Annotated in this window: 19 protein-coding genes; 16 read left to right on the plus strand and 3 right to left on the minus strand. The window is 41.9% G+C overall.

The annotated features are described in order from the left end of the window. Positions 1–138: 138 nt before the first annotated feature. From ACFQZJ_RS08210 to ACFQZJ_RS08230, 5 genes are all read left to right on the plus strand, one after another. On the plus strand, positions 139–1,797 hold the full coding sequence (locus tag ACFQZJ_RS08210) for a solute:sodium symporter family transporter (RefSeq protein WP_379933746.1): 1,659 nt from the start codon (positions 139–141) through the stop codon (positions 1,795–1,797). Between the two features lie 22 nt (positions 1,798–1,819). Next, the gene (locus ACFQZJ_RS08215) at positions 1,820–3,478 is read left to right on the plus strand and encodes an alpha-glucosidase (RefSeq protein ID WP_379933748.1); all 1,659 of its coding nucleotides are present in this window, start codon (positions 1,820–1,822) and stop codon (positions 3,476–3,478) included. A gap of 340 nt (positions 3,479–3,818) precedes the next feature. After that, complete coding sequence (locus tag ACFQZJ_RS08220) at positions 3,819–4,874, plus strand: Fe(3+) ABC transporter substrate-binding protein (RefSeq protein ID WP_379933749.1); 1,056 nt, start codon at positions 3,819–3,821, stop codon at positions 4,872–4,874. Positions 4,875–4,988: 114 nt separating this feature from the next. Next, positions 4,989–6,581: an ABC transporter permease gene (locus ACFQZJ_RS08225; RefSeq protein ID WP_379933750.1), complete on the plus strand. Its 1,593-nt coding sequence runs from the start codon at positions 4,989–4,991 to the stop codon at positions 6,579–6,581. After that, a complete protein-coding gene (locus ACFQZJ_RS08230) occupies positions 6,565–7,578 on the plus strand; it encodes an ABC transporter ATP-binding protein (RefSeq protein ID WP_379933752.1) in 1,014 nt (337 codons plus the stop codon). The genes ACFQZJ_RS08225 and ACFQZJ_RS08230 overlap by 17 nt, the downstream gene beginning before the upstream one ends. A 376-nt stretch (positions 7,579–7,954) precedes the next feature. Here ACFQZJ_RS08230 and ACFQZJ_RS08235 read toward each other — a convergent pair whose 3' ends face one another. Then, complete coding sequence (locus tag ACFQZJ_RS08235) at positions 7,955–8,524, minus strand: hypothetical protein (protein ID WP_379933754.1); 570 nt, start codon at positions 8,522–8,524, stop codon at positions 7,955–7,957. Positions 8,525–8,534: 10 nt separating this feature from the next. Continuing rightward, a complete protein-coding gene (locus tag ACFQZJ_RS08240; protein ID WP_379933756.1) occupies positions 8,535–8,978 on the minus strand; it encodes a hypothetical protein in 444 nt (147 codons plus the stop codon). 209 nt (positions 8,979–9,187) lie between these two features. Here ACFQZJ_RS08240 and ACFQZJ_RS08245 point away from each other — a divergent pair, with 209 nt between their 5' ends. Genes ACFQZJ_RS08245 through ACFQZJ_RS08260 form a run of 4 tightly spaced genes read left to right on the plus strand, consistent with a single transcriptional unit; the run spans position 9,188 to position 12,748 of the window. Beyond that, positions 9,188–10,384, plus strand: a complete 1,197-nt coding sequence (locus ACFQZJ_RS08245; protein WP_379933757.1) for an Nramp family divalent metal transporter — start codon at positions 9,188–9,190, stop codon at positions 10,382–10,384. A 57-nt stretch (positions 10,385–10,441) separates the two neighbouring features. Continuing rightward, positions 10,442–11,161, plus strand: coding sequence for a 5-oxoprolinase subunit PxpA (pxpA, locus tag ACFQZJ_RS08250; RefSeq protein WP_379933759.1), 720 nt, complete (start codon positions 10,442–10,444; stop codon positions 11,159–11,161). 17 nt (positions 11,162–11,178) lie between these two features. Beyond that, entirely contained in the window at positions 11,179–11,916 is a 738-nt protein-coding gene (pxpB, locus tag ACFQZJ_RS08255; protein ID WP_379933761.1) for a 5-oxoprolinase subunit PxpB, read from the plus strand. Next, positions 11,909–12,748 (plus strand): 5-oxoprolinase subunit C family protein, encoded by an 840-nt coding sequence (locus ACFQZJ_RS08260; RefSeq protein WP_379933763.1) that lies wholly within the window; start codon positions 11,909–11,911, stop codon positions 12,746–12,748. Before pxpB ends, ACFQZJ_RS08260 begins: the two co-directional genes overlap by 8 nt. Here the strand turns inward: ACFQZJ_RS08260 and ACFQZJ_RS08265 are convergent. Next, the gene (locus ACFQZJ_RS08265) at positions 12,745–13,476 is read right to left on the minus strand and encodes a nitroreductase family protein (RefSeq protein ID WP_379933764.1); all 732 of its coding nucleotides are present in this window, start codon (positions 13,474–13,476) and stop codon (positions 12,745–12,747) included. The genes ACFQZJ_RS08260 and ACFQZJ_RS08265 overlap by 4 nt on opposite strands. Before the next feature lie 420 nt (positions 13,477–13,896). Between ACFQZJ_RS08265 and ilvD the strand changes: the two genes are divergently transcribed. The 7 genes from ilvD to ACFQZJ_RS08300 all read left to right on the plus strand — a co-directional run bounded on the left by ilvD (position 13,897) and on the right by ACFQZJ_RS08300 (position 23,132). Beyond that, complete coding sequence (ilvD, locus tag ACFQZJ_RS08270) at positions 13,897–15,573, plus strand: dihydroxy-acid dehydratase (protein WP_379933766.1); 1,677 nt, start codon at positions 13,897–13,899, stop codon at positions 15,571–15,573. Positions 15,574–15,663: 90 nt separating this feature from the next. Next, a complete protein-coding gene (gene ilvB / locus ACFQZJ_RS08275; protein ID WP_379933768.1) occupies positions 15,664–17,397 on the plus strand; it encodes a biosynthetic-type acetolactate synthase large subunit in 1,734 nt (577 codons plus the stop codon). A 27-nt stretch (positions 17,398–17,424) separates the two neighbouring features. Next, positions 17,425–18,009 carry an O-methyltransferase gene (locus ACFQZJ_RS08280; RefSeq protein WP_379933770.1) on the plus strand — a complete coding sequence of 195 codons (585 nt, stop codon included), beginning with the start codon at positions 17,425–17,427 and terminating at the stop codon, positions 18,007–18,009. A gap of 155 nt (positions 18,010–18,164) precedes the next feature. Next, complete coding sequence (gene ilvN, locus ACFQZJ_RS08285; RefSeq protein ID WP_379933772.1) at positions 18,165–18,692, plus strand: acetolactate synthase small subunit; 528 nt, start codon at positions 18,165–18,167, stop codon at positions 18,690–18,692. A gap of 66 nt (positions 18,693–18,758) precedes the next feature. Beyond that, entirely contained in the window at positions 18,759–20,234 is a 1,476-nt protein-coding gene (gene ilvC, locus ACFQZJ_RS08290) for a ketol-acid reductoisomerase (protein WP_379933773.1), read from the plus strand. 43 nt (positions 20,235–20,277) lie between these two features. Further along, the gene (ilvA, locus tag ACFQZJ_RS08295) at positions 20,278–21,528 is read left to right on the plus strand and encodes a threonine ammonia-lyase IlvA (protein WP_379933776.1); all 1,251 of its coding nucleotides are present in this window, start codon (positions 20,278–20,280) and stop codon (positions 21,526–21,528) included. A gap of 11 nt (positions 21,529–21,539) precedes the next feature. Further along, positions 21,540–23,132, plus strand: a complete 1,593-nt coding sequence (locus tag ACFQZJ_RS08300) for an NADP-dependent glyceraldehyde-3-phosphate dehydrogenase (protein WP_379933778.1) — start codon at positions 21,540–21,542, stop codon at positions 23,130–23,132. The last annotated feature ends 380 nt before the right edge of the window (positions 23,133–23,512 follow it).

Here is a 23,512-nt window from a genome sequence, read left to right on the forward strand (position 1 = left end):
ACCATTGGTCATGAGTTTGCATTTCTATAACGTTTGCGCTACAATTTTGAGTCAAATCCGTGTCCGAAATCCATGAATTAGTTAGAAAACATCCTTATTTTTAGGGCATTGCCCATAACCAACTAAACATATCTAATTTTGGGAACACTCACCATTGCCTCTTTTTTAGGATTTACACTTTTTGTTGCCATTGTCGCTTGGTATGCCACGCGTAAAACGGATGAAAAATCTGCCGACGGCTATTATTTGGGTGGTCGTAGCCTTGGTGCGGTAACCATTGCAGGATCATTATTATTAACCAACCTTTCAGCGGAGCAAATCGTAGGACTTAACGGTCAGGCCTTCACTGAAGGGCTAATGGTCATGGCTTGGGAAACCTTGGCCGCCATTGCCATGATATTTACGGCTATTTATCTCTTGCCAAAATACATGAAAAAAGGAATTACCACGATTCCCGAATTCATAGAAAAACGATTCGACAAAGAAACAAAGGCACTATTATCCTTGTTGTTCCTATTTGCTTATGGCATTGTTTTATTACCTACCATTTTATATTCGGGTTCTCTGGCATTTAGTACCATGTTCGATTTACCCGAACTGATGGGCGTAGAACCATGGACCGTCATTTGGATCTGTGTATTGACCATAGGAAGTATAGGTATGGTCTATGCCATTTTTGGAGGATTAAAAGCGGTAGCGGTGTCTGATCTGATCAATGCGATCGGACTGTTGATCGGCGGACTCCTCATCCCTATTTTTGGCTTACTACTGATAGGCGACGGCGATCTAGGAAAAGGTTTGGGAATTCTTTGGGACACCAATCCCGATAAATTTCAAATGAAAGGCGCGGTGGATTCTTCCATACCCTTTGGTACCGTGTTTACAGGAATGATGTTGGCACAGATTTATTACTGGGGAACCAACCAATCTATATTACAGCGTGTTTTTGGGGCCAAAAGCCTTAAGGAAGGGCAAAAGGGAATGTTGCTTGCGGCTTTTATTAAGGTAGTCATACCTATTATCGTGGTATTACCGGGTATTATTTCGTGGCATGTGTTCGGGGGAGAGTTGGACAATCCCGACCAAGCCTATCCCGCTTTGGTGGCCAAGGTCTTACCGGGCGCTTTTACGGGCTTTTTTGCAGCCGTGCTCTTTGGAGCCGTGCTTAGTTCCTTCAATAGTTTGCTGAACAGTAGCGCTACACTCTTTGGTTTTGATCTGTACCGTATGTATTTTAATAAGCAGGCATCCGATATTCAAACGGTAAAAGCGGGGAAAACATTTGGTTTTGTACTCGGTGTGATTTCCATGGTAATTGCACCATTTATTGCCTTTGCACCGGACGGTTTGTTCAGCTATATACAACAATCGCTCGGTAGTCTAAGTGTTCCTATATTGGCGGTAGTAATGACCGGGATCCTAACCAAAAAAGTACCGGCGATAGGGGCAAAGGTTGTCATGATCGGTGGCGTGCTATTGTACTTGTCCAGCCTGCTCTTTTTTGAGCCTTACTTTAGAGAAGCGGCGCTAGAACTGGCACAATCACAAGGAATCACCAATGCCAAGGAACTAAGTGTCGTAGTAGCTGAGGCTTATCCACATTACCTGCATGTGATGGGTATTCTTTTTGTTTTTAATATCATCGTGATGCTGGTTTTCGGCAAATTGAAGCCTAAAACCGAGGTGCTGGAAGAAAAATCCACGGATGTAATAGACATCACCCCGTGGAAATATGCGTTTGTAATCGGTACCATTATTACCGTGTTGGTGTTTAGCACTTATTTTATTTTCTCTTAAATTTTAAAGGATTGTAACGAACATGAAGAAAACGTGGTGGAAAGAGAGTGTGGTATATCAGATATACCCTCGTTCGTTCAAGGATACTACAGGTAATGGAATTGGGGATATTTATGGTATCATAGAAAAGTTGGACCATATTAAATCACTAGGCGTAGATGTCATTTGGTTATGCCCGGTGTACGAATCCCCGAACGATGACAATGGTTATGATATTAGTGATTACAGAAAGATTTCGGAAGATTTTGGTGGTCAGCCGGCTTTTGACCAACTGCTGAAAAAAGTACATGAAAAGGGATTGAAACTCGTAATGGACCTTGTAGCGAACCACACTTCCGACGAGCATTATTGGTTTACGGAATCCAAAAAATCAAAGGATAATCCTTATCGGGACTATTACATTTGGAAGGATGGAAAGAACGGAGGGCCACCAAACAATTGGGAGTCTTTTTTTAACGGTAGTACTTGGGAGTACGAGCCCAATACGCAACAGTACTATCTGCATTACTTTACCAAAAAACAGCCCGATTTAAACTGGGAGAATCCCAAGGTGCGAAAAGAAATTTTTGATGTGCTCGAATACTGGTTTCAACAAGGGGTAGACGGTTTTCGGATGGATGTCATTTCCTTAATTTCCAAGAATCTTGACTATCCGTATACCGGGTTCGAAAAACTTCAGGATACCATTGTCAACTACTACGCAAACGGCCCTAAAATTCATGATTACCTACATGAAATGAATCAAGAGGTGTTGCGTAAGTATGATATCATGACCGTAGGCGAGGGCCCAGGAATCGATTTAAAGAACGGACCGCTTTATGTCGACGCTGCCAGACAGGAATTGGACATGGTATTTCATTTTGACCACATGTTTATCGACTGTGGCCTTGGCGGAAAGTACGATCCGGTTCCGGTCGATTTTCAAACCTTTAAAAATGTTTTTGGCCAATGGGACGCAGCACTCAAAAATGGAGGTTGGGGCAGTATTTTTTTAGGCAATCACGACTTTAGCAGAATGGTATCTCGCTTTGGTAACGATAAGGAATACAGAGAAGCATCCGCAAAACTTTTGGCAGCCCTGTTGTTCACCTTACGCGGAACGGTATATGTATACCAAGGTGATGAAATAGGGATGACCAATGTCGCTTATGACAGTATAGACGATTACAACGATGTGGAGACATGTAACGCTTGGAAAGCGGCAAAAGCAGCCGGACAGGATATGGATAAGTTTCTGGATATTGTGCACTCCCAAAGCAGGGATAATGCCAGAACGCCCATGCAGTGGGATTCGGGCTTATATTCGGGCTTTTCTGCGGTCAAACCTTGGCTTGGGGTACATCCCAATTACAAAACGGTAAACGTAGCGGCACAAGATAAGGATGCGGATTCCATTTTAAATTTTTACCGCGATATGATTGCGTTTAGAAAAGAGCATAGAACCCTTGTTTACGGCGACTACGAATGTCTTGATGAGGGTCATGCTTCTATCTTTGCCTATAGGCGTTGGGATACCGACCATGAGTTTTTAGTACTTCATAATTTTTCCGATGCCACCGTATCTTTTTCAAGTGATTTGGATGGCGAGGCCTATGTCCTCCTAAAATCAAATCTAGCGCTACAACAACAGCATCAGTTTGAGTTAGCTCCTTGGCAAACCAAAATACTAAAGTTGACATAGGACAAACGATTTCCTTTACAGGCTGTGTAAGTGGTTTTTCATTGGCACAGCCAATGGGTTTGATACTCCGAGGCTCGCCCCCAGGTAGTTTACTTTGACGTACCTAGGTAATGCAAGGCAACCAACGCAAAATTCGGTTTTTGGGAGCTAAAGTCTTCCATGCATCGAAATAATAAGAATTAATTTATCATTATTTAGAACGAATAAAAATTGTATCGTATTTTTACGCAAATTTAAATACGCTCCTTTTGCATTTTGCAAGGTGTTTGGCTTAGGTGCGAAAAAATATACCTAGTTAACTTAATATGTAAAAAGGGGGGTGGCAAAACAAAAGAATACGATGAAAAAACTATTTTTAGTATGCTTGGGCGTCTTAGCCATAGTCTCATGCAAGGAAAACACAAAGGATAAGCCAGAATCGGCAACCGAAACAAATGCCGAAGTGCAGGAAGTAAATGTATACACACACAGACACTATCCTGCAGATCAGGAACTGTTCGCCAGTTTTGAGAAGCAGACGGGTATCAAGGTAAATGTTGTAAACGCCAGTGCCGATGAACTTATTCAAAAAATGACGGAGGAAGGAAAGCAGTCCCCTGCCGATGTGCTAATTACGGTAGATGCCGGTCGGTTGGTGCGCGCTAAGGACAAAGGATTGTTGCAATCCATAGAATCCGAAGTACTGAGCAGTAAAATTCCACCCCACCTTAGGGACGTAGACAACCAATGGTTCGCTATTACAAAGCGCGCTAGGATTATTGCGTATGCCAAGGATAGGGTAAACCCAGAGCAGCTTTCTACCTACGAAGACTTGGCCAGTGCTAGGTGGAAGGATAAAATACTGGTTCGTTCATCGGGCAATATTTATAACCAGTCTCTAATGGCATCCATTATTGCGCATACCGATGAGGCCACGGCCAAGGATTGGGCGGGAAAAGTCTTGAACAATATGGCACGGGACCCCAAAGGGAACGACCGTGATCAAGTAAAGGCCGTCGTGGCCGGAGAAGGGGATATAGCAATCGTAAATACCTACTATATCGGAAAATTGCTAAATTCCGAAGATGCCGAGGAAGTAAAGGCCGGAGAAGGTGTAGGCATCTTTTTTCCAAACCAAGGAGATCGCGGAACACACATAAACGTAAGTGGCGCAGGTGTTGCCAAATACGCACCAAACAAAGCAAATGCAACTAAGTTTTTGGAGTTTTTGATCGGTAAGGAAGCGCAAGATGTCTTTGCGAACAGTAACTATGAATATCCGGTGAATCCAGAAGTTCCCGCATCCGAACTCCTTCAATCATGGGGTTTTTTTAAGGAGGATCAACTCAATTTGTCTGCCCTAGGGGACAATAATAAGAAAGCGGTCCTAGTTTTTGATGAGGTGGGTTGGAAGTAAAAAAATGGGTGGTATGTTCAACCTCACCAAAGTGCTAGCATCATAAAATTGGTCTTATAAGATTTGAAAGATATAAAACCAGTATACCTGAAAAGGGATTTTAACAAATGGTCAATGGCTACATTGACCATTGTTGTGTTTATGGGGCTACCCATTTACACCATAGCCCTACGTTTATTTTCAGGGCCTGGCGAGACATGGCAGCACCTGGTAGACCATGTTCTATTTGATTATCTCCTTAATTCCTTTTGGCTTTTATTGGGATGCATATTATTAACCTTGGCCATGGGCGTTTCCGCTGCCTGGATAGTTAGCCGCTATCGTTTATTCGGCCATAAATGGCTGGAATGGCTATTGATTTTACCCTTGGCCTTTCCGTCATATATTACTGCGTACGCCTATGCAGGCTTTTTTGATTATGGAGGCACGTTAATGCGAATAACCCAGGTTCTTGGACTCGGTTCCCTGCGTATTGATATTATGAACGTGCCCGGCCTTATTTTTGTCCTGAGTGTTTCGTTGTTTCCCTATGTGTATGTAGCGTCGCGTGCTGTTTTTGTATATCAATCGGGACGCTTAATAGAGGCGTCCAAACTATTGGGTGCCAATGAAGCCAAAACGTTTTTTAAGATTGTATTGCCCATGGCTAGACCCGGTATTATAGCCGGACTGGTATTGGTGATTATGGAAGTGCTCAACGATTACGGTGCTGCAAAATATTATGGTGTCAGTACTTTTACAACAGGTATTTTTAGAGCTTGGTTTGCCCTGGAAGAACCTGCTACGGCCATCTATTTGTCCGCCATCCTATTGCTTATTGTTTTTGCCTTTATTTTCTTGGAACGGTGGCAGCGCGGAAACAAAAGTTACGAACTGGCCTCGAAAAGCAAAATAAGGCTTCCACAAATTGAAGCTACCAAAAGTATCCGATTTATTTTTTTATTGCTCGTTTTTTTACCCATACTTTTCGGTTTTCTGCTACCGGTATTACAATTGGGATATTGGAGTATCCTGACGTTTGACAAAGTAGCCTCTACCGAATTTTTTACCACTGCGCTGCAGAGTTTAGGAATTGCTTTATTAACGGCACTCTTTACGGTACTTGTGGCATTGATGACCTTGTATTTCCCCGTTTGGAACCGATTAAAATTTCTTAAAAAAAGTGGAAGTCTTGCCATTTTGGGCTATGCCGTTCCCGGAGCTGTGTTGGCCATTGGCGTTATGATTCCTACCTTACAATTGGACCGTTGGTTCATTTCCATAGGGGAGCGGCTTTTTAATATGGAGCTAGGGCTGTTGCTCAATGGAACCCTGTCCGTGCTTTTGTACGCTTATATTATCCGGTTTCTGGCAGTTGCGGCGAACCCCGTTCTCTCGAACCAACTCAAACTTAAAAAATCGTTTTCAGATGCGTCAAGGCTTCTGGGAAGAGGGCCTTTTAAAACCTTTTTGGCAATAGATCTTCCACTTTTGAAGCCAAGCCTATTGGCGGCATTTATTCTTGTTTTTGTCGATACGATGAAAGAATTACCGCTAACCTTGATCCTAAAGCCCTACGATTTTAATACCTTGGCGGTAAAAGCCTACGAATATGCCAGTGACGAACAGATAATGGAAGCTTCCTTACCTGCATTGTGTATCGTTTTAACAGGCGTAGTGCCCATCATTTTATTGAACAGATTTATCCTCAATGACAAGCACAATTAACATGAATCCCTTACTGGAAATTGCGTCCCTACGTAAATCGTTCAACGGGGGAAAGGATTTTGTCGTAGATGTGGAAAGGTTGTCCTTGAATAAAGGAAAAATATTGGCGCTTGTAGGGGAGAGCGGCAGCGGTAAAACAACTTTGGTGCGGTTGATTGCAGGACTGGAAACATCCGATTCGGGATCAATTTCGATTGGGGGACAAACCGTGACCTCAAAAGACATTTTTGTTCCGCCCGAACAGCGTAAAATTGGGATGGTCTTTCAAGATTATGCACTTTTCCCGCACCTAACGGTGTATGAAAACATTACTTATGGCTGCAAGCATATCAAAAAGGAACAGTTAACGGAACTGCTGCAATTGGTGGGCCTTGTTGGGTATGAAAAGCGTTACCCACATCAACTATCGGGAGGTCAGCAACAACGCGTGGCTCTGGCCCGCGCATTGGCACCCAGACCTCAATTGCTGATTTTGGACGAACCTTTTAGCAATCTGGATATTGCATTAAAACTACAGCTACGAAATGAGATTTTTGATATCATACAACAATTGGGCATAACTGCAATTTTTGTAACGCACGACACTCAAGATGCGATCATGATTGCGGACGATATCGCAGTATTGCGAAAAGGCGCCATTATACAGCAGGGCAATGCAAGCACCTTGTATAGATCGCCCAATAGGTTGTATGTGGCAGCGCTCTTTGGACCGGTGGTTCCTTTGACTATCGAAGAACTGTCCTTTTTTGGGTATCCCTATAAAAAAGGAGAAAACTGTGCCATAAGAATGGAACAGTTTCAGGTAAATAAAAATAGTCCTTATAGCGTTAGGGTCCATGTAGAAAGAAGCCTTTTTTTTGGTCAACAGTACTTGAACACCTGTAAATTACCCAATGGGAAGCTGGTCAGTTTTACATCGGTACAAGGGTTGCACGATGAAATTGAGCTTGGATTTGGGCAAGGTTCTGTGCTTACTTTTCCAGATAATATCACTTGACAGTTGGGAATAGGATACTTCTTTAACTTTTTTGATTTTGGCCTAACTAAACTGTTATGGATTTTAATTCCATAGGTCTTAATGAAGCATTGAAATTGCGAATGGTTATTGTGGTAATAGGTTTTTCGGTTATTTACTTCCAATTACAGAATAACCCGTTAATCACTAACCCAGTAACCAAAGCGGCTAAAATAGTTATAGAAACTAGAGTTGTTGCACTAAAATTTAAGGGTTGGAACCTTTAATGGAAAAATAAAAAAAGCTGCTGGAAATTCCAACAGCTTCTCGCCATTCTCTTTGCTCTAGATCCTTCGTCAAGTGAGTACTTAAGTCACCTTAAAAGGACTAGAAAAGTAGGTAATTAAAGATTCTGGGATTATTGTTCTACGCGTAATTCTTTATTATGTTCATCGGGAGCTATTTCCTTGCTAGGGCTAAAAACATCTTTTAGGATATAAGCCGTAACAATGGTTAGGCCAACGGTTAAGGTAGTTATGGAGTATTCCCATTCCATGAGGTGCATTAGCCCACCACCTATAATGATGAGTACACCTACGACCATCGTGAAATTCCAAAAGATTTCTATGACGCTGTTTCTTGCTTTTCGGTCTTCATCCATAAAATAAGCGGTGCCTTCCATTGCAAACCAGGTAACAAAGGTAATGGCAGTTCCAATTTGAAATATAAGGGTATAAGGGAAATCCATAATACGTAATAATCCGTTTGTGGTCCAAAAAAGAACCAACATCATTTTTACGTATGCCACCGGTTTTTTATTATCCTTTTTGGAAAATCGTATGGCGTAGAGGGTTCCTAGAGCTAGAAAAGATGTAAATAGCACTCCAGCTGCATAAGGCCAGTCCAGTATACGCATTACCATACCGATCAAAAGGGCAACAAGTGAGACACGCAAGGGGGTTTTAAGTATTTTTTTATTGGGTTCCATGAGCTTGTGTTTAAATCATCTTTATGTTGGCTTTGAGACCTTCCATAATACCCACAATGTTTTTTACAGTCTCGTTTAGGTAATACCGTACTACAATGTGGGGAATACGGATTGTCGTAAATCCGTTTTTAAAGGAATGCATGGCCTGTTCCAAGTTATTGATGGCCTGTTCCTCCGTTAGTTTTTCGTATTCGGAGTCGATTTCAATATTCAACTTTACCCGAGAAATGGCAATATCGATAGACTTATGACCGTCCCACCATTCTAGCATGGCATTTACTCCGGCTTCTTTTAGTCCATAATACAGTTGTATGGCTTCTAACGGGGTATCGTTTTTCACTATTAAGGCTTTCATGCGCTTATGGTGTTCAAAACAAAGTTCAACACCTAGGCTGTCCATTGCATTTTTATGGTCTACGTAGCCTAATTCTTTTTTACATTCTAAACAAATCATTAAGTAGGTTAATTTTGGTTTGGGGATTATTATAACCTTAGAATTTTTGGATTAGTATGATTGATCGATGTATGGTACCCAACTTTTAGACGAACTGCATTTTTTTAGATGAACGGCACTCCAAGATGTTAAAACTGTGGTGAAAATGCCTATCTCGTTTTTGTTATTTTTCACATTTTGCATCTATATTTACAAAAATCCAAACGGGTATGTTCAAAAATAGTGGTCCCGGTGTTTTAATTGCCGCAGCTTTCATTGGTCCAGGTACCGTAACGGCATGTATACTTGCCGGTGTCGGTTTTGGGTATGCATTGCTCTGGGCAATGGTATTATCTATATTAGCTACCATTGTATTGCAAGGCATGGCAGCTAGACTTGGTATAGTTACGCAGCAAGGTCTTGCAGATGTTATAAAGCAGGAATTACGAACAAAATGGTTGCGTGTTGCGGTGGTTGGGGTAATTTTGGCCGCTATCGTAGTCGGGAATGCCGCTTATGAAGCGGGCAACCTAGGCGGTGCCGTACTGGGAATGCAGGCCTTGTTCGGACATGAGAATAGTGGGGTATATCCTTATATAATAGGAATGGTAGCATTTGTTTTGCTATATCTAGGCAACTATAAAGTTTTGGAAAAGGTATTTGTTGCCTTGGTTTTGGTAATGAGTATCTCTTTTGTTCTTACCGCAATACTTACAGGGCCCGATTTGGCGGCCGTGGTAAAAGGACTCTTTATTCCTAATGTTCCTGAGGAAAGTATACTCTCTATAATTGCCTTGGTAGGTACTACGGTAGTTCCGTACAATTTATTTTTACATGCCTCTTTGGTAAGCGAAAAATGGAAAACAATTGATGGGCTACCGGCGGCAAAAAGAGATACTGTCCTTGCTGTAGTGCTTGGAGGTTTTGTTTCTATCTGTATTATTGTATCGGCATCCGCGATAACGAATACCGAGGTTGCTAACGTTATGGACATGGCCCAAGCCTTGGAACCACTTTATGGTGCAGGCGCTACCTACTTTATGGGAGCCGGACTTTTTTCGGCAGGGATTACATCTGCCATTACCGCACCGTTGGCGGCCGCTTACGTAGCCAATAGTTGTTTTGGTTGGAAAGCGGGCCTAAAGGACAAACGGTTTAAATCTGTTTGGATGCTTATTTTAGGTTTGGGGATATTCTTCTTGTCCTTTAATATAAAACCGATTGAAGTTATAAAATTTGCCCAAATTGCAAATGGCATCCTACTTCCCGTGATTGCCATATTCTTACTATGGGTCGTGAATAGAAAATCGGTCATGGGGAAGTATAGCAACACAAAATTTCAAAATATATTGGGAATCGGTATTATTGCCTTAGCTATAGTATTGGGTATGAAAAGTATATTTACGGTACTTGGATTTAGCTTTTAGCCCTGCTATAACGGGCAGACCTAGAACTAGAAACCTTGAAACCTTGAATCTGAAACTATGAACCAGCAAATCGACATAAATTGTGACCTAGGGGAAGGCGTTGGCAATGAGGCCGAGGTACTCCCATTAGTATCGTCTTGTAATATTGCCTGTGGCGGACATGCCGGAGATGAAGCTACAATGCAATGGGTGGTTTCGCTCGCCAAAAAGCATCAGGTAAACATAGGTGCACATCCCTCATATCCGGATATGGCTAATTTTGGTAGGGTTTCAATGGAGTTGACTCCAAACGAATTGATAGCCACTGTTCGTGAGCAAATAGACAGGTTGGTTTTGGTTTGTGCCCACGAAGGAGTAAAGCTACATCATGTTAAAGCACACGGAGCCTTGTACAACGATATCGCAAAAGGAGGTGGCTTGGCCCAAGTATTTTTGGAGGCAATTGAACCCTATAAGTCCGATATATATCTTTACGTTCCTGCAGAATCCGAACTAGAAAAATTAGCGGTGCAAACTGGTTTCAAAACAAAAAGAGAGGCCTTTGGAGACAGGAATTATAATCCCGATCTAAGTCTCGTCTCAAGAAACGAGGCCAATGCACTTATCGTTTCTCCCAAATCGGTTTTGGAACATCTGCTACGAATGGTAAAAGAGGGCAAGGTACTTACGGTTGCAAATACGCTAATTGAAATACAAGCAGATACATATTGCATACACGGAGATACGCCCAATGCTTTGCAAATATTAACGTATCTTTCAAACGAATTACCAAAGTAAAACAACAGGTTACCATAGTGATATTTACTAAAATTCATACAAAACCCTTTGGCCCGCACGCAGTTTTGGTAGTGTGGCCCTCCGAGGTCAGTGAACTTATCTTGAACAGGATTCTACAGTTTGAGAATTTTTTAAAGAACCAATGTTTAGAAGGTTCGGATTGGGAATATGTTCCAGCCTATAATTCCCTCTTGGTCGTAAATAAAAAAGTGACGTTGGATTATCTTTCCTTTAGCGAAAAACTGCGAAATTGGTATCTGAACATGGGAGAGATAGAACCCTACGAACGATACTTATGGCGACTTCCGGTATCCTACGAAAAGGAATTTGGAATAGATTTAGAGGAACTCTCGTCTCAATTGAAGATTGATGTGGATGAAATCATTGCATTGCATACGAATCACATATACACAGTTTACGGCATTGGTTTTTTACCAGGTTTCATGTATTTGGGGGGATTACCAAAATTATTGGAAACAACCCGTAAGGACACACCACGTATGGTCGTAGAAAAGGGAGCGGTAGGGATTGCCGGGAAACAGACAGGTATATATCCGCAAGAATCGCCTGGTGGTTGGAATATTATCGGAAACTGTCCTGTACCTATTTTTGATACCACTAAAAAGGAACCTTGTTTTGTATCGGTTGGTGACCAAATTCAGTTTTACGAGGTGTCCAGGGCAAAATACAACCTTCATCGGATAGAGGTTGAGGTAGGGATATTTCAACCGGAAAAAATAAAAATTGATGCTTAAAGTACTAAAATCAGGCTTTTTTACCTCGGTTCAGGACTTGGGTCGGTTCCATTACCGAAATAAAGGGGTGCCTGTTTCTGGAGCAATGGACCAGTTATCGGTCTTTAAGGCAAATACACTCTTAGAGAATGATCCTACCGACGCGGTATTGGAGATTACGATGACCGGACCTACTTTGTTGTTCGAAGAGCCAACGTATATTGCAATGTCTGGTTCGGAAATGTCGGTAACGCTGAACAATGAACCTGTAAAAAATTACAAAGTATATCAAATTGATGTTGGGGATATCTTGTCCTACGGAAATCTGGAGGCTGGTTTTAGAGGGTATTTAGCCGTTAAAGGTGGCTTTAAATCAAAATCCGTTTACGGAAGCCGCTCGTTTTACAAACCGTTAACATCTGCCAATAGGTTGATGGACGGAGATGTGGTTCCCTTTGAGTACAATAACGTGTTCAAACCAAAAATTTCTGAAATAAAAGTCGATTCCTTTTTAAACGAAACGGTTTTGGAAGTGCATAAAGCCCCGGAATTTGATTTGCTGACCAATAAGCAGTTAGAACGGTTGTTTTCCGGTGAATTTCCGGTTGCCAAGGAGAACAATAGGATGGCGTATCAACTTAATGAACTCATTACAGGACATCAGATAAGTATGCTTACCTCTGCAACATTGCCGGGTACCGTGCAGTTTACTCCGGCCGGTAAGTTGATCATTCTCATGAAGGACGGACAAACAACCGGCGGTTATCCCAGAATATTACAATTATCGGATAAGGCGATTGCTATTTTGGCCCAGAAAAGGGCTGGTGCCGTCGTTTCCTTTAAATTGGTTTAATCCAACTTATAATAGACTTCTTCAAACGGAACTCTAAAACGTGGCCCGTATATACCATTCTCTGCTCTAATACCACAGGCAACGACCATATTGATTTCCGCACCTCGTGGCAGTTTTAAAATCGATTTCACCAGCTTGGTGTCACTTCCTTCCATGGGACAGGTATCATAGCCTATTGCGGCCATACCGGTCATAAAATTCTGTGCTGCTAAACCAGCACTTTTATGTGCTACTATCCGCATATCCGAATTTCGCACTTGGCGGTATATAGGCTTAAACAGGCCAATAGCTTGGAAAACAATAAATTTTAAACCTCCAAGAATTCCAAGGAAATCAAAGTAGATAGAGGGTATCAGTTTTTCATAATAATTTAAGGCGAACTTTTCCCTTTTGGTGTATTCGGTTTTGTCTTTGCTTCCGTATTGCGATTTTAAAAAATCGACATTGGCTTTGGCACGTTTTCGCCACAAATCTTTTCGCGTTACGATAACTACCAATTGTTGCGCTGTTTTTGCAGCATTTTGCCCCAAACAGGCCTTGGTCATTTTCTTTAAAAGTTCCTCGTTTGTTATTTGGTAGAACTCCCATAACTGCATATTGCTACTTGTAGGTGCCAATACAGCATTGGCAATACAGTCTTTTACTTTGTTGTCGTCGAGAGGGGTGTCCGGTTTAAATACACGAACAGACCTTCTAAATTTTATCGCCTCCGATACTGTTTTTTCCATGGTTGCTCCAGTTTGTTTGACCTAACTGCGAAATTAATGAATATGTATCCTAAGTTTTTTGCATACTGGCCATTTTTATCTATTATTGCGGTATGAAATTAAACTGCAACAGTATACTTTCTGTCATTATTATTCCGGAGATGGAATGATATAGCTTTTTAATTACGTTAAAAAACCTGTATCAGATAAATTTGATACAGGTTTTTTTTGTGTTAAAATTAAAATTTGAAGAAGATGATTTTTTATTGAATATGATAAAAGTACAATTATTATATGCTTGATTATTAGTGGTTTAAATCTATTTTGATAAAACTGAATTTGAACCATCGTTGGGGAATAGAAGAATTAGGGGATATAAACTTTTATCTTTGATAATTAGGTCTAAAACAAGCTATAAACCACGCATACCAGAATATAAAAATGGAATTGAACAAACACAGTAAAAACGTAACCCAAGACCCAACACAACCAGCGGCCCAAGCCATGCTTTATGCCATTGGTTTAACCGAGGAAGATTTGAAAAAACCATTGATCGGTGTTGCCAGTACGGGTTATGAAGGAAACCCCTGTAACATGCACCTGAACGATTTGGCACTAGAGGTCAAAAAAGGGATAAACGAGTCCGGTGCTGTAGGGCTCGTGTTCAATACGATTGGCGTTAGCGACGGAATTTCAATGGGAACCTACGGTATGCGGTATTCCCTGCCATCAAGGGATATTATTGCGGACTCTATGGAGACCGTGGTACAGGCCATGAACTATGATGGTTTGGCTACCGTTGTGGGATGTGATAAGAATATGCCCGGTGCCTTGATCGCCATGATCCGGTTGAACAGGCCCTCTGTTTTGGTCTATGGCGGTACAATTGCTTCAGGTTGTTTTAAGGATAAAAAACTGGATGTTGTCTCTGCTTTTGAGGCATGGGGAGAAAAAGTGGCCGGAACCATGAACGATGAGGATTACAAAGGTGTAATACAAAATGCATGTCCGGGAGCCGGTGCCTGCGGTGGCATGTATACGGCCAATACTATGGCATCTGCCATTGAGGCCTTGGGTATGGCCATGCCGTATAATTCCTCCAACCCTGCGGTAGGTCCGGCAAAACAGAACGACGCTATAAATTCAGGTAGGGCTTTACAACAGTTGTTGGAGAAAGATATCAAACCAAGCGATATTATCACTAGGAAATCAATGGAAAATGCCGTGCGGTTATTGACCTTGCTAGGAGGTTCGACTAACGCGGTACTTCACTTTTTAGCAATAGCCAAGGCAGCTGATGTTGAATTTACCTTGGATGATTTTCAACGCATTAGCGATACTACGCCGTTTTTGGCCGATTTAAAGCCAAGCGGAAAGTATTTGATGGAAGATCTGCATAGAGCAGGAGGTGTACCGGCGGTTATGAAATTTATGCTGGAGAATGGAATGTTACATGGTGATTGTTTAACGGTAACAGGAAAAACGATAGCCGAAAACTTAGCTGAATTGCCTGGATTAAAGGAAGGACAAAAGATAATGAAACCTTTGAGTGCGCCTATAAAACCAACAGGACATTTGAGGATTCTTTACGGTAATCTGGCAGAAAAAGGTTCGGTAGCCAAGATTACCGGGAAAGAGGGAACCTACTTCTCCGGACCCGCTAAAGTATATGAAGATGAGTTCTTTGCGAATGCGGGTATAGGTAAAGGAGAAGTGAAAAAAGGAAACGTGGTCGTTATACGTTACGAAGGTCCCAAAGGGGGACCTGGAATGCCAGAAATGTTAAAGCCAACTTCGGCAATTATGGGCGCAGGTCTAGGTAAGGAAGTCGCTTTGATAACAGATGGTCGCTTTTCTGGCGGAACGCACGGGTTTGTAGTGGGCCATGTATGTCCCGAGGCACAGGAAGGTGGATTGATCGGACTCGTAAAAGACGGGGATATCATTACCATAGACGCAGAGAAAAATCAAATTACGGTTGATTTGACCGATGAAGAAATTGCGGAACGAAAAGCAAATTGGGTGCAGCCCGACCTAAAAGTAAAACGAGGAAGTTTGTACAAATACGCTAGAACGGTATCTGAGGCATCCAGTGGATGTGTAACGGACGAATTTTAAACAACAGTCGACACCAGTGGCGTTTAGCTGCTTGGTGATAATAAAGGGATCGGGCTTTTTTCTGCTTGTGAACTATTTAGAAGTGGAAGTATGGAAACAGTAAAAGAGAAAAAAGCAGTGTCCAAAACTAAAGAAACAATAACGATTTCAGGCGCGGAGGCTATTATCCATTGCCTTCTGGAAGAAGGAGTCGATTTATTATTCGGTTACCCTGGTGGCGCCATTATGCCGGTCTATGACGAATTATACAAATTTCAGGATAGGCTTACCCATATTTTAACCCGTCATGAGCAAGGTGCAACCCATGCAGCGCAAGGATATGCGCGCGTTTCTGGTAGAGTAGGAGTAGCCATGGCAACTTCGGGTCCGGGAGCTACCAACTTGGTAACAGGTTTGGCAGATGCGCAAATAGATTCTACACCAATGGTCTGTATCACCGGCCAGGTACCCAGACATTTGTTAGGTTCAGATGCTTTTCAAGAGACCGATATCATAGGGATATCTACTCCGGTCACCAAATGGAACTGTCAGGTTACAGAGGCATCCCAGATTCCAGAGGCCATGGCCAAAGCTTTCTATATTGCCAGATCGGGTCGGCCTGGACCGGTTTTGGTAGACATAACAAAAAATGCCCAGTTCGAGGAATTGGAATTCTCTTATGAAAAATGTACGGGAGTCCGAAGTTATAATCCTAGGCCAACACCAAGGACAGATGCAATTTCGGAGGCGGCCGAACTTATAAACTCGGCCAAAAAGCCATTTATCGTCTGGGGGCAAGGTGTTATCCTCGGAAAAGCCGAGGAAGACTTAAAAGCCTTTGTTGAGAAAGCCGGAATACCAGCGGCATGGACCATTATGGGCGCATCCGCGCTCGATACGGCACATCCGTTAAACGTAGGTATGGTAGGGATGCATGGAAATTATGGACCTAATATACTAACGAACGAATGCGATGTATTAATCGCCATAGGCATGCGTTTTGATGACCGGGTAACGGGTAGATTGGAGGACTATGCCAAACAGGCCAAGGTCATCCACTTTGAGATCGACCCTGCCGAAATAAACAAAAATGTACATGCAGATGTCGCGGTTTTAGGCGATGCCAAGGAGTCTTTGGAACTTTTACTTCCTTTGATAAATGCAAATTCCCACGAGGCTTGGCACAATCTATTTAAGGAAAAGTACAAGATTGAATTTGATACGGTAATTAAAAACGATATTCATCCCACCAAAGAAGGCTTGACCATGGGCGAGGTTGTCGAGGAAATAAATATTGCCTCGGGGAATAAAGCGGTTATTGTTACAGATGTGGGGCAACACCAGATGATCGGTTGCAGGTACGCAAAGTTTAAGGAATCAAAAAGTAACATTACCTCTGGTGGATTAGGAACTATGGGCTTTGCCCTTCCGGCCGCGATTGGTGCCAAGATGGGTGCTATGGATCGTGAAGTGGTCGCTATTATTGGAGACGGAGGTTACCAGATGACCATACAGGAACTTGGTGTTATTTTTCAACATAATGTGCCCGTAAAAATTGTGGTATTGAATAATGATCACTTGGGTATGGTGCGGCAATGGCAAGAGTTGTTTTTTGAGAAACGTTATGCATCTACCGTTATGGTAAATCCTGATTTTGTTAAAATCGCTGAAGGCTACCATATTGAAGCAACATGCGTAAGTGAACGTAAAAATCTAAAGGATGCGGTACAAAAAATGATGGCATCCGATAAGCCCTTCTTTTTAGAAGTAAAGGTGGAGCAGGAAGACAATGTGTTTCCAATGATTCCGTCAGGAGCATCGGTTTCTGAGATTCGATTGAAATAGTAAATAGGTTTACGAGTGTAAAACAGTATGAACGATACCAAAATACAGGATATTCCCGGTATTCATCCAGAAATAGAGCGTAGATCCAAAGAAATTGGCTTTACGATGCCTTCGGATGTACTAATTGGCACATTCTTAAAAACCTTGATTTCGAGTAAACCCGGAGGACGATTTTTAGAGTTGGGAACAGGAATTGGTCTGTCGCTTTCTTGGATGATAGATGGTATGGGGAGCGATTCCACTTTGGTTACAGTAGATAATGATCCAGAACTTGTTGAAATAGCGGGGCAGTATTTTGGAACCGATAGTAGGGTAAGCATTATCTGCGAAGATGGTACAAGCTGGATCAAAACGTATAAAGGCAAGCATTTCGATTTGATTTTTGCAGATGCTTGGCCAGGAAAGTATAGTGAAATAGATGAAGTTTTGGATTTGGTCAACATTGGAGGGTTTTATGTTATAGATGATATGAAACCCCAACCCAATTGGCCGGAGGGCCATGATAAACATGTAGATAGGTTGGTATCTTATCTGGAAAATAGAAAAGATTTTAATCTGACCAAGATGAACTGGTCTACAGGGTTGATTGTGGCGGTAAGGGTTTCTGATTAGGTCGGAGAGCGATACAATGACTGTATTGACTGAAAATTGAACAAAGTAGTAAATAAAAATTAATCTTAGAATAATGTCATCCTGAGGGCAGTATGAGGACTTTATATCAAAAATGTCTTCGACTGCGCTCAAACTGGCAACAGGAACAGCATAAAATGGAAAAAAAATGGTTCACCATGTCGGTGTATTCGGAAAACAATGTTGGTTTACTGAATAGGATATCTGGAATATTTTTAAAGCGACACATCAATATAGAAAGCTTAAATGTTTCAAAATCGGAAATCGATAACGTCTCTAAATTTACCATTGTAGTCCACACGACAGATAAATGGGTAAAGAATATTGTAGGGCAGATAGAGAAACAAATAGAGGTGATAAAAGCCTTTTATCATACGGACGATGAGACTATATATCAAGAATCTGCCTTATTTAAAATTGCCTCGGACCTCTTATTCGATGAGCGTCAGATACAGAATATCATCAAAGAAAGTAATTCTCAAATCGTTACTGTGGCCAGGGACTTTTTCGTGCTCGCAAAAAGCGGTAGAAGACATGAAATCGATGAAATGTACGAGGAATTAAAACCTTTTGGTATTATGCAGTTTGTTCGCTCTGGTCGTATTGCCGTCTCAAAAGAGGAGATGCAGATATCGGCTATGTTAAAAGAATTTCAACATCAATAAACATAAATAAATACGTAAATCGAATGCTGAATATTTTCGGCGAATAAATTAAAACAGAACAGAAAAATGGCGAATTATTTTAATACACTATCGTTAAGGGACCAATTGACGCAATTAGGAAAATGTAGGTTTATGGAGTCTTCGGAATTCTCCGATGGTGTAACTGCCCTAAAAGGAAAAAAAATAGTAATTATTGGATGTGGTGCACAAGGGCTGAACCAAGGACTTAACATGAGAGATTCCGGTCTTGATATATCCTACACGTTAAGAGATGCAGCCATAAAGGAGAAAAGACAATCGTTTTTAAATGCCACTGAAAACGGATTTACCGTAGGAACCTATGAAGAATTGATTCCGAGTGCCGATTTGGTCATCAATTTAACTCCGGATAAACAGCATACTGCAGTTGTTGGTGCCGTGATGCCCCTGATGAAGAAGGGAGCAACACTGTCCTATTCCCATGGATTTAATATTGTGGAAGAAGGAACGCAGGTGCGTGAGGATTTAACGGTAATCATGGTAGCCCCTAAAAGTCCCGGTTCCGAGGTACGGGAGGAATATAAAAGGGGGTTTGGAGTACCTACGTTAATTGCGGTACACCCGGAAAATGACCCCGAAGGTAAAGGTCTTGCACAAGCTAAAGCTTATGCTGCCGGTACAGGAGGCCATAAAGCAGGTGTGTTGGAATCCTCATTTGTTGCAGAGGTAAAGTCCGATTTAATGGGAGAACAGACGATCCTGTGCGGCTTGTTGCAAACCGGTTCTATCCTTTGTTTTGATAAAATGATCGAAAAGGGAATAGATGCGGGCTACGCCTCAAAGTTGATACAGTACGGTTGGGAAACCATAACGGAGGGCATGAAATACGGTGGTATTACCAATATGATGGACCGTTTGTCCAACCCGGCTAAACTAAAGGCGTTTGAGCTTTCCGAAGAGTTGAAAGAGATCATGCGACCGTTGTTCCATAAACACATGGACGATATTATGACCGGACATTTTTCCAAGACCATGATGGAAGATTGGGCCAATGATGATAAAAATTTATTGCAATGGCGTGCAGCAACCGGGGAAACCGCATTTGAGAAAACTCCTGCCGGAGACCAAGAGATTACAGAGCAAGAGTTTTACGACAATGGTGTTTTAATGATCGCCATGGTACGAGCCGGCGTGGAACTGGCCTTTGAATCTATGACGGAATCCGGTATAATTGCAGAATCTGCCTACTATGAGTCGCTACATGAAACACCGTTGATCGCGAATACGATTGCCAGAAAAAAACTGTTTGAAATGAACCGTGTAATTTCCGATACGGCTGAATACGGTTGCTACTTGTTCGATCATGCCTGCAAGCCTTTGTTAACGGACTTTATGAAAACCATAGATACCGATGTAATAGGTACAAAGTTCGGAGCCGGAAGCGACAATGGCGCTGATAACGCAACTTTAATTGCCGTGAACGCAGCTTTAAGGGAGCATCCGGTAGAAATCGTTGGCGCAAGATTACGGGCCTCAATGACGGCTATGAAACCTATTGTATAATGAAATTTTAAATTTAGGTTGAAGGATTCTTCAACCGTACTGGATGGATTATTTTCCCAACGTAGCAGCTATTAAAAAAGCGGTGTTAACCATAAGGCAAGTTGCCGAGGTAACACCGCTTATGCATAGTATTCGGTTGTCCAAACAATATCATGCCGAGATATTATTAAAACGTGAGGACCTGCACAGGGTACGTTCGTATAAAATACGTGGGGCCTTCAACAAAATTAGCTCTTTGACCACAGAGGAACGTAGTCGGGGTGTGGTTTGTGCAAGTGCCGGAAACCATGCCCAAGGTGTTGCGTTCGCTTGCAACTATCTCGGGATAAAAGCTACCATTTTTATGCCGGTGGTAACTCCTAAGCAAAAAGTAGAACAAACGAAAATGTTCGGAGATGCTTGGGTAACGGTTGTTTTGGAAGGAGATACTTTCGATGATTCGTATACCGCGGCGATGGCCTATTGCAATGATAAAGACGCATCGTTTATTCACCCTTTTGACGACCCAAAGGTAATAGAAGGACAGGCTACCGTAGGTTTGGAGCTTTTGGATCAAATAAAAAAACCGCTCGACTATATTTTTGTTGCTGTTGGCGGTGGCGGATTGGCTTCTGGGCTAATCGGTGTTTTTAGTCAGTTATCGCCACATACCAAAATTATAGGTGTAGAGCCCCAAGGGGCACCCTCTATGCTTACCTCTATTACAAATGATAAAAACACGAGTTTGCAAACTATAGATAAGTTTATAGACGGAGCTGCCGTAAAACGCGTTGGCGATCTCACCTTTGCTATTTGTAAGGACAATCTACATAAAATGGTTACCGTACCCGAAGGCAAGGTGTGTCAGACGATATTGGATTTGTACAACAGGGACGCCATAGTGGTAGAACCGGCCGGCGCACTTAGTATTTCGGCACTGGATATGTTTGCGGAGGAAATCAAAGGAAAGCAGGTCGCCTGTATTATTGGTGGTAGTAACAATGACATCACAAGAACGGCCGAAATAAAGGAAAGAGCGCTGCTGTACGGACAGTTAAAACATTACTTTATAGTCCGTTTTCCGCAGCGCCCGGGAGCATTAAAGCAATTTGTGGCGGAAATACTTGGCCCTAACGATGATATCACCCATTTTGAGTACAGTAAAAAATCCAGTAAAGAAAATGCACCTGCTATTGTGGGAATAGAATTAAAACATCCATCCGATCTGGTCCCATTAATGCAACGGATGAAAGGGAATAATTTTTTTGGAGACTATTTAAACGATAAACCAGACCTGTTTCAATACTTGGTCTAAAATAGAACAACATGAGCAAAACAGATACTTCAATACCAGCGGAATACGCAATCAACGAAACTATCCATCAAAAACATTATTTGGTGAATGGGGAATTGAAAACATGGCAGGGTGAAACCACCGAGGTCTATTCTACCATTTCTTCCACGGAAGTATATAAGCCTACATTATTGGGTAGTATTCCGGATATGCAAGAGGTCGAAGCTTTGGATGCCCTTGATGCCGCTGTGAAAGCTTACGGTAAAGGTCAAGGTATTTGGCCAACCATGCATGTTAAAGATCGTATAGAATGCATGGAGGTCTTTGTAGAGAAGATGAAGTCCAAACGGACACAGATTGTTAAGTTGCTAATGTGGGAAATTGGAAAATCCCTGCCCGATTCACAAAAAGAATTTGACAGAACGGTCGATTATATTTTGGATACCATAGAGGATTACAAGCAGTTGGACAGGGATGCGGCCAAGTTTCAAAAGCACGATGGGGTTTACGCACATATCAAAAGAGGACCCCTGGGTGTGGTACTCTGTCTTGGCCCTTACAATTATCCTTTAAACGAAACTTTTGCCCTGTTGATTCCTGCGATAATTATGGGGAATACTACCATATTTAAGCCGGCAAAACACGGGGTTTTGTTGATTACTCCGTTGTTGGAGGCGTTTCAGTCCAGTTTTCCAAAAGGTGTGGTCAATATTATTTTTGGAAGGGGTAGAGCCGTAGCGGCACCGATTATGAAAACAGGAAAAGTAGATGTACTTGCTTTAATAGGCAACAGTAAATCTGCCAATGCGCTACAGGAACAACATCCAAAAAGTAACCGTTTACGCTTGGTATTAGGTTTAGAGGCTAAAAATCCTGCCATCATCTTACCCGATGCGGATATGGAGTTGACCATCAACGAATGTATTGCCGGAACGCTTTCTTTTAATGGACAGCGTTGTACCGCCCTAAAAGTGGTCTATGTACATGAAGATATTCAAAAGAAATTCAATGAACGTTTTGCGGCCGCTGTAGATGACCTGAAATTTGGAAACCCTTGGGACGATGGCGTGAAACTAACGCCCCTGCCAGAACCTCAAAAACCGGCGTACATACAAGAGCTTATCGACGATGCGGTTTCGAAAGGTGCCAGTATTTTGAACAAAAAAGGCGGAAAACATTTTAACAATTATATTTGGCCTGCGGTATTGTATCCTGTAACAAAGGATATGCGGGTATATCAAGAAGAGCAATTTGGCCCCATTATTCCTATTGTTCCCTTTACGGATATTGAGGAGCCTTTAGATGATATGGCCGAAAGTAATTACGGACAGCAAGTGAGTCTGTTCGGAAAGGACGTCTATGCGCTCGCCCCATTAATAGATACGTTGGTCAACCTAGTATGTAGAGTGAACTTAAACAGCTCCTGTCAAAGAGGACCGGATGTTTACCCATTCACTGGGAGAAAGGATTCCGCACAGGCTACTTTGAGTGTCCATGATGCGTTGCGTTCCTTCTCAATAAGGACATTCGTAGCCTTTAAGGATAACGACCTTAATAATCAAACCATACAGCAGCTTTTGGAAACCAAACTTTCTAATTTTGTGAGTACGGATTATATACTGTAAATGTTTGGTGCGTTAAGAAGTGGTGGTCCTTGCTTGCTTGTTTTATTGTTCGATTGCGAACTAAAAAACGGCGTGCAAGTAGGTATTTGAAAGAAAATCCCCCTAGGTTATACCAATTTAAGTTTTGAATGTCGTATTGAAAATTTGAATTATTTTTTTCTCAGTTTAGGAATGAAATCTAAGCATAGCATTAGCTATGGTTCTATTTTATGACGACAAATGAGTAAAAAAGAAACTTGTTTTATGCGACATCTAGAAGTTAAATTGGTATTAAAAGGAATACGTATTTTTAATGGAGGCTTATACTGCTGTACTACTACATTATGGTTAAGGGATAAAACATTTTAAAAATTGAAACGTTACTGTATGGTGTAAACCGT

Origin of the sequence: Maribacter chungangensis (assembly GCF_042676845.1) — a bacterium.
GTDB classification, from domain to species: domain Bacteria; phylum Bacteroidota; class Bacteroidia; order Flavobacteriales; family Flavobacteriaceae; genus Maribacter; species Maribacter chungangensis.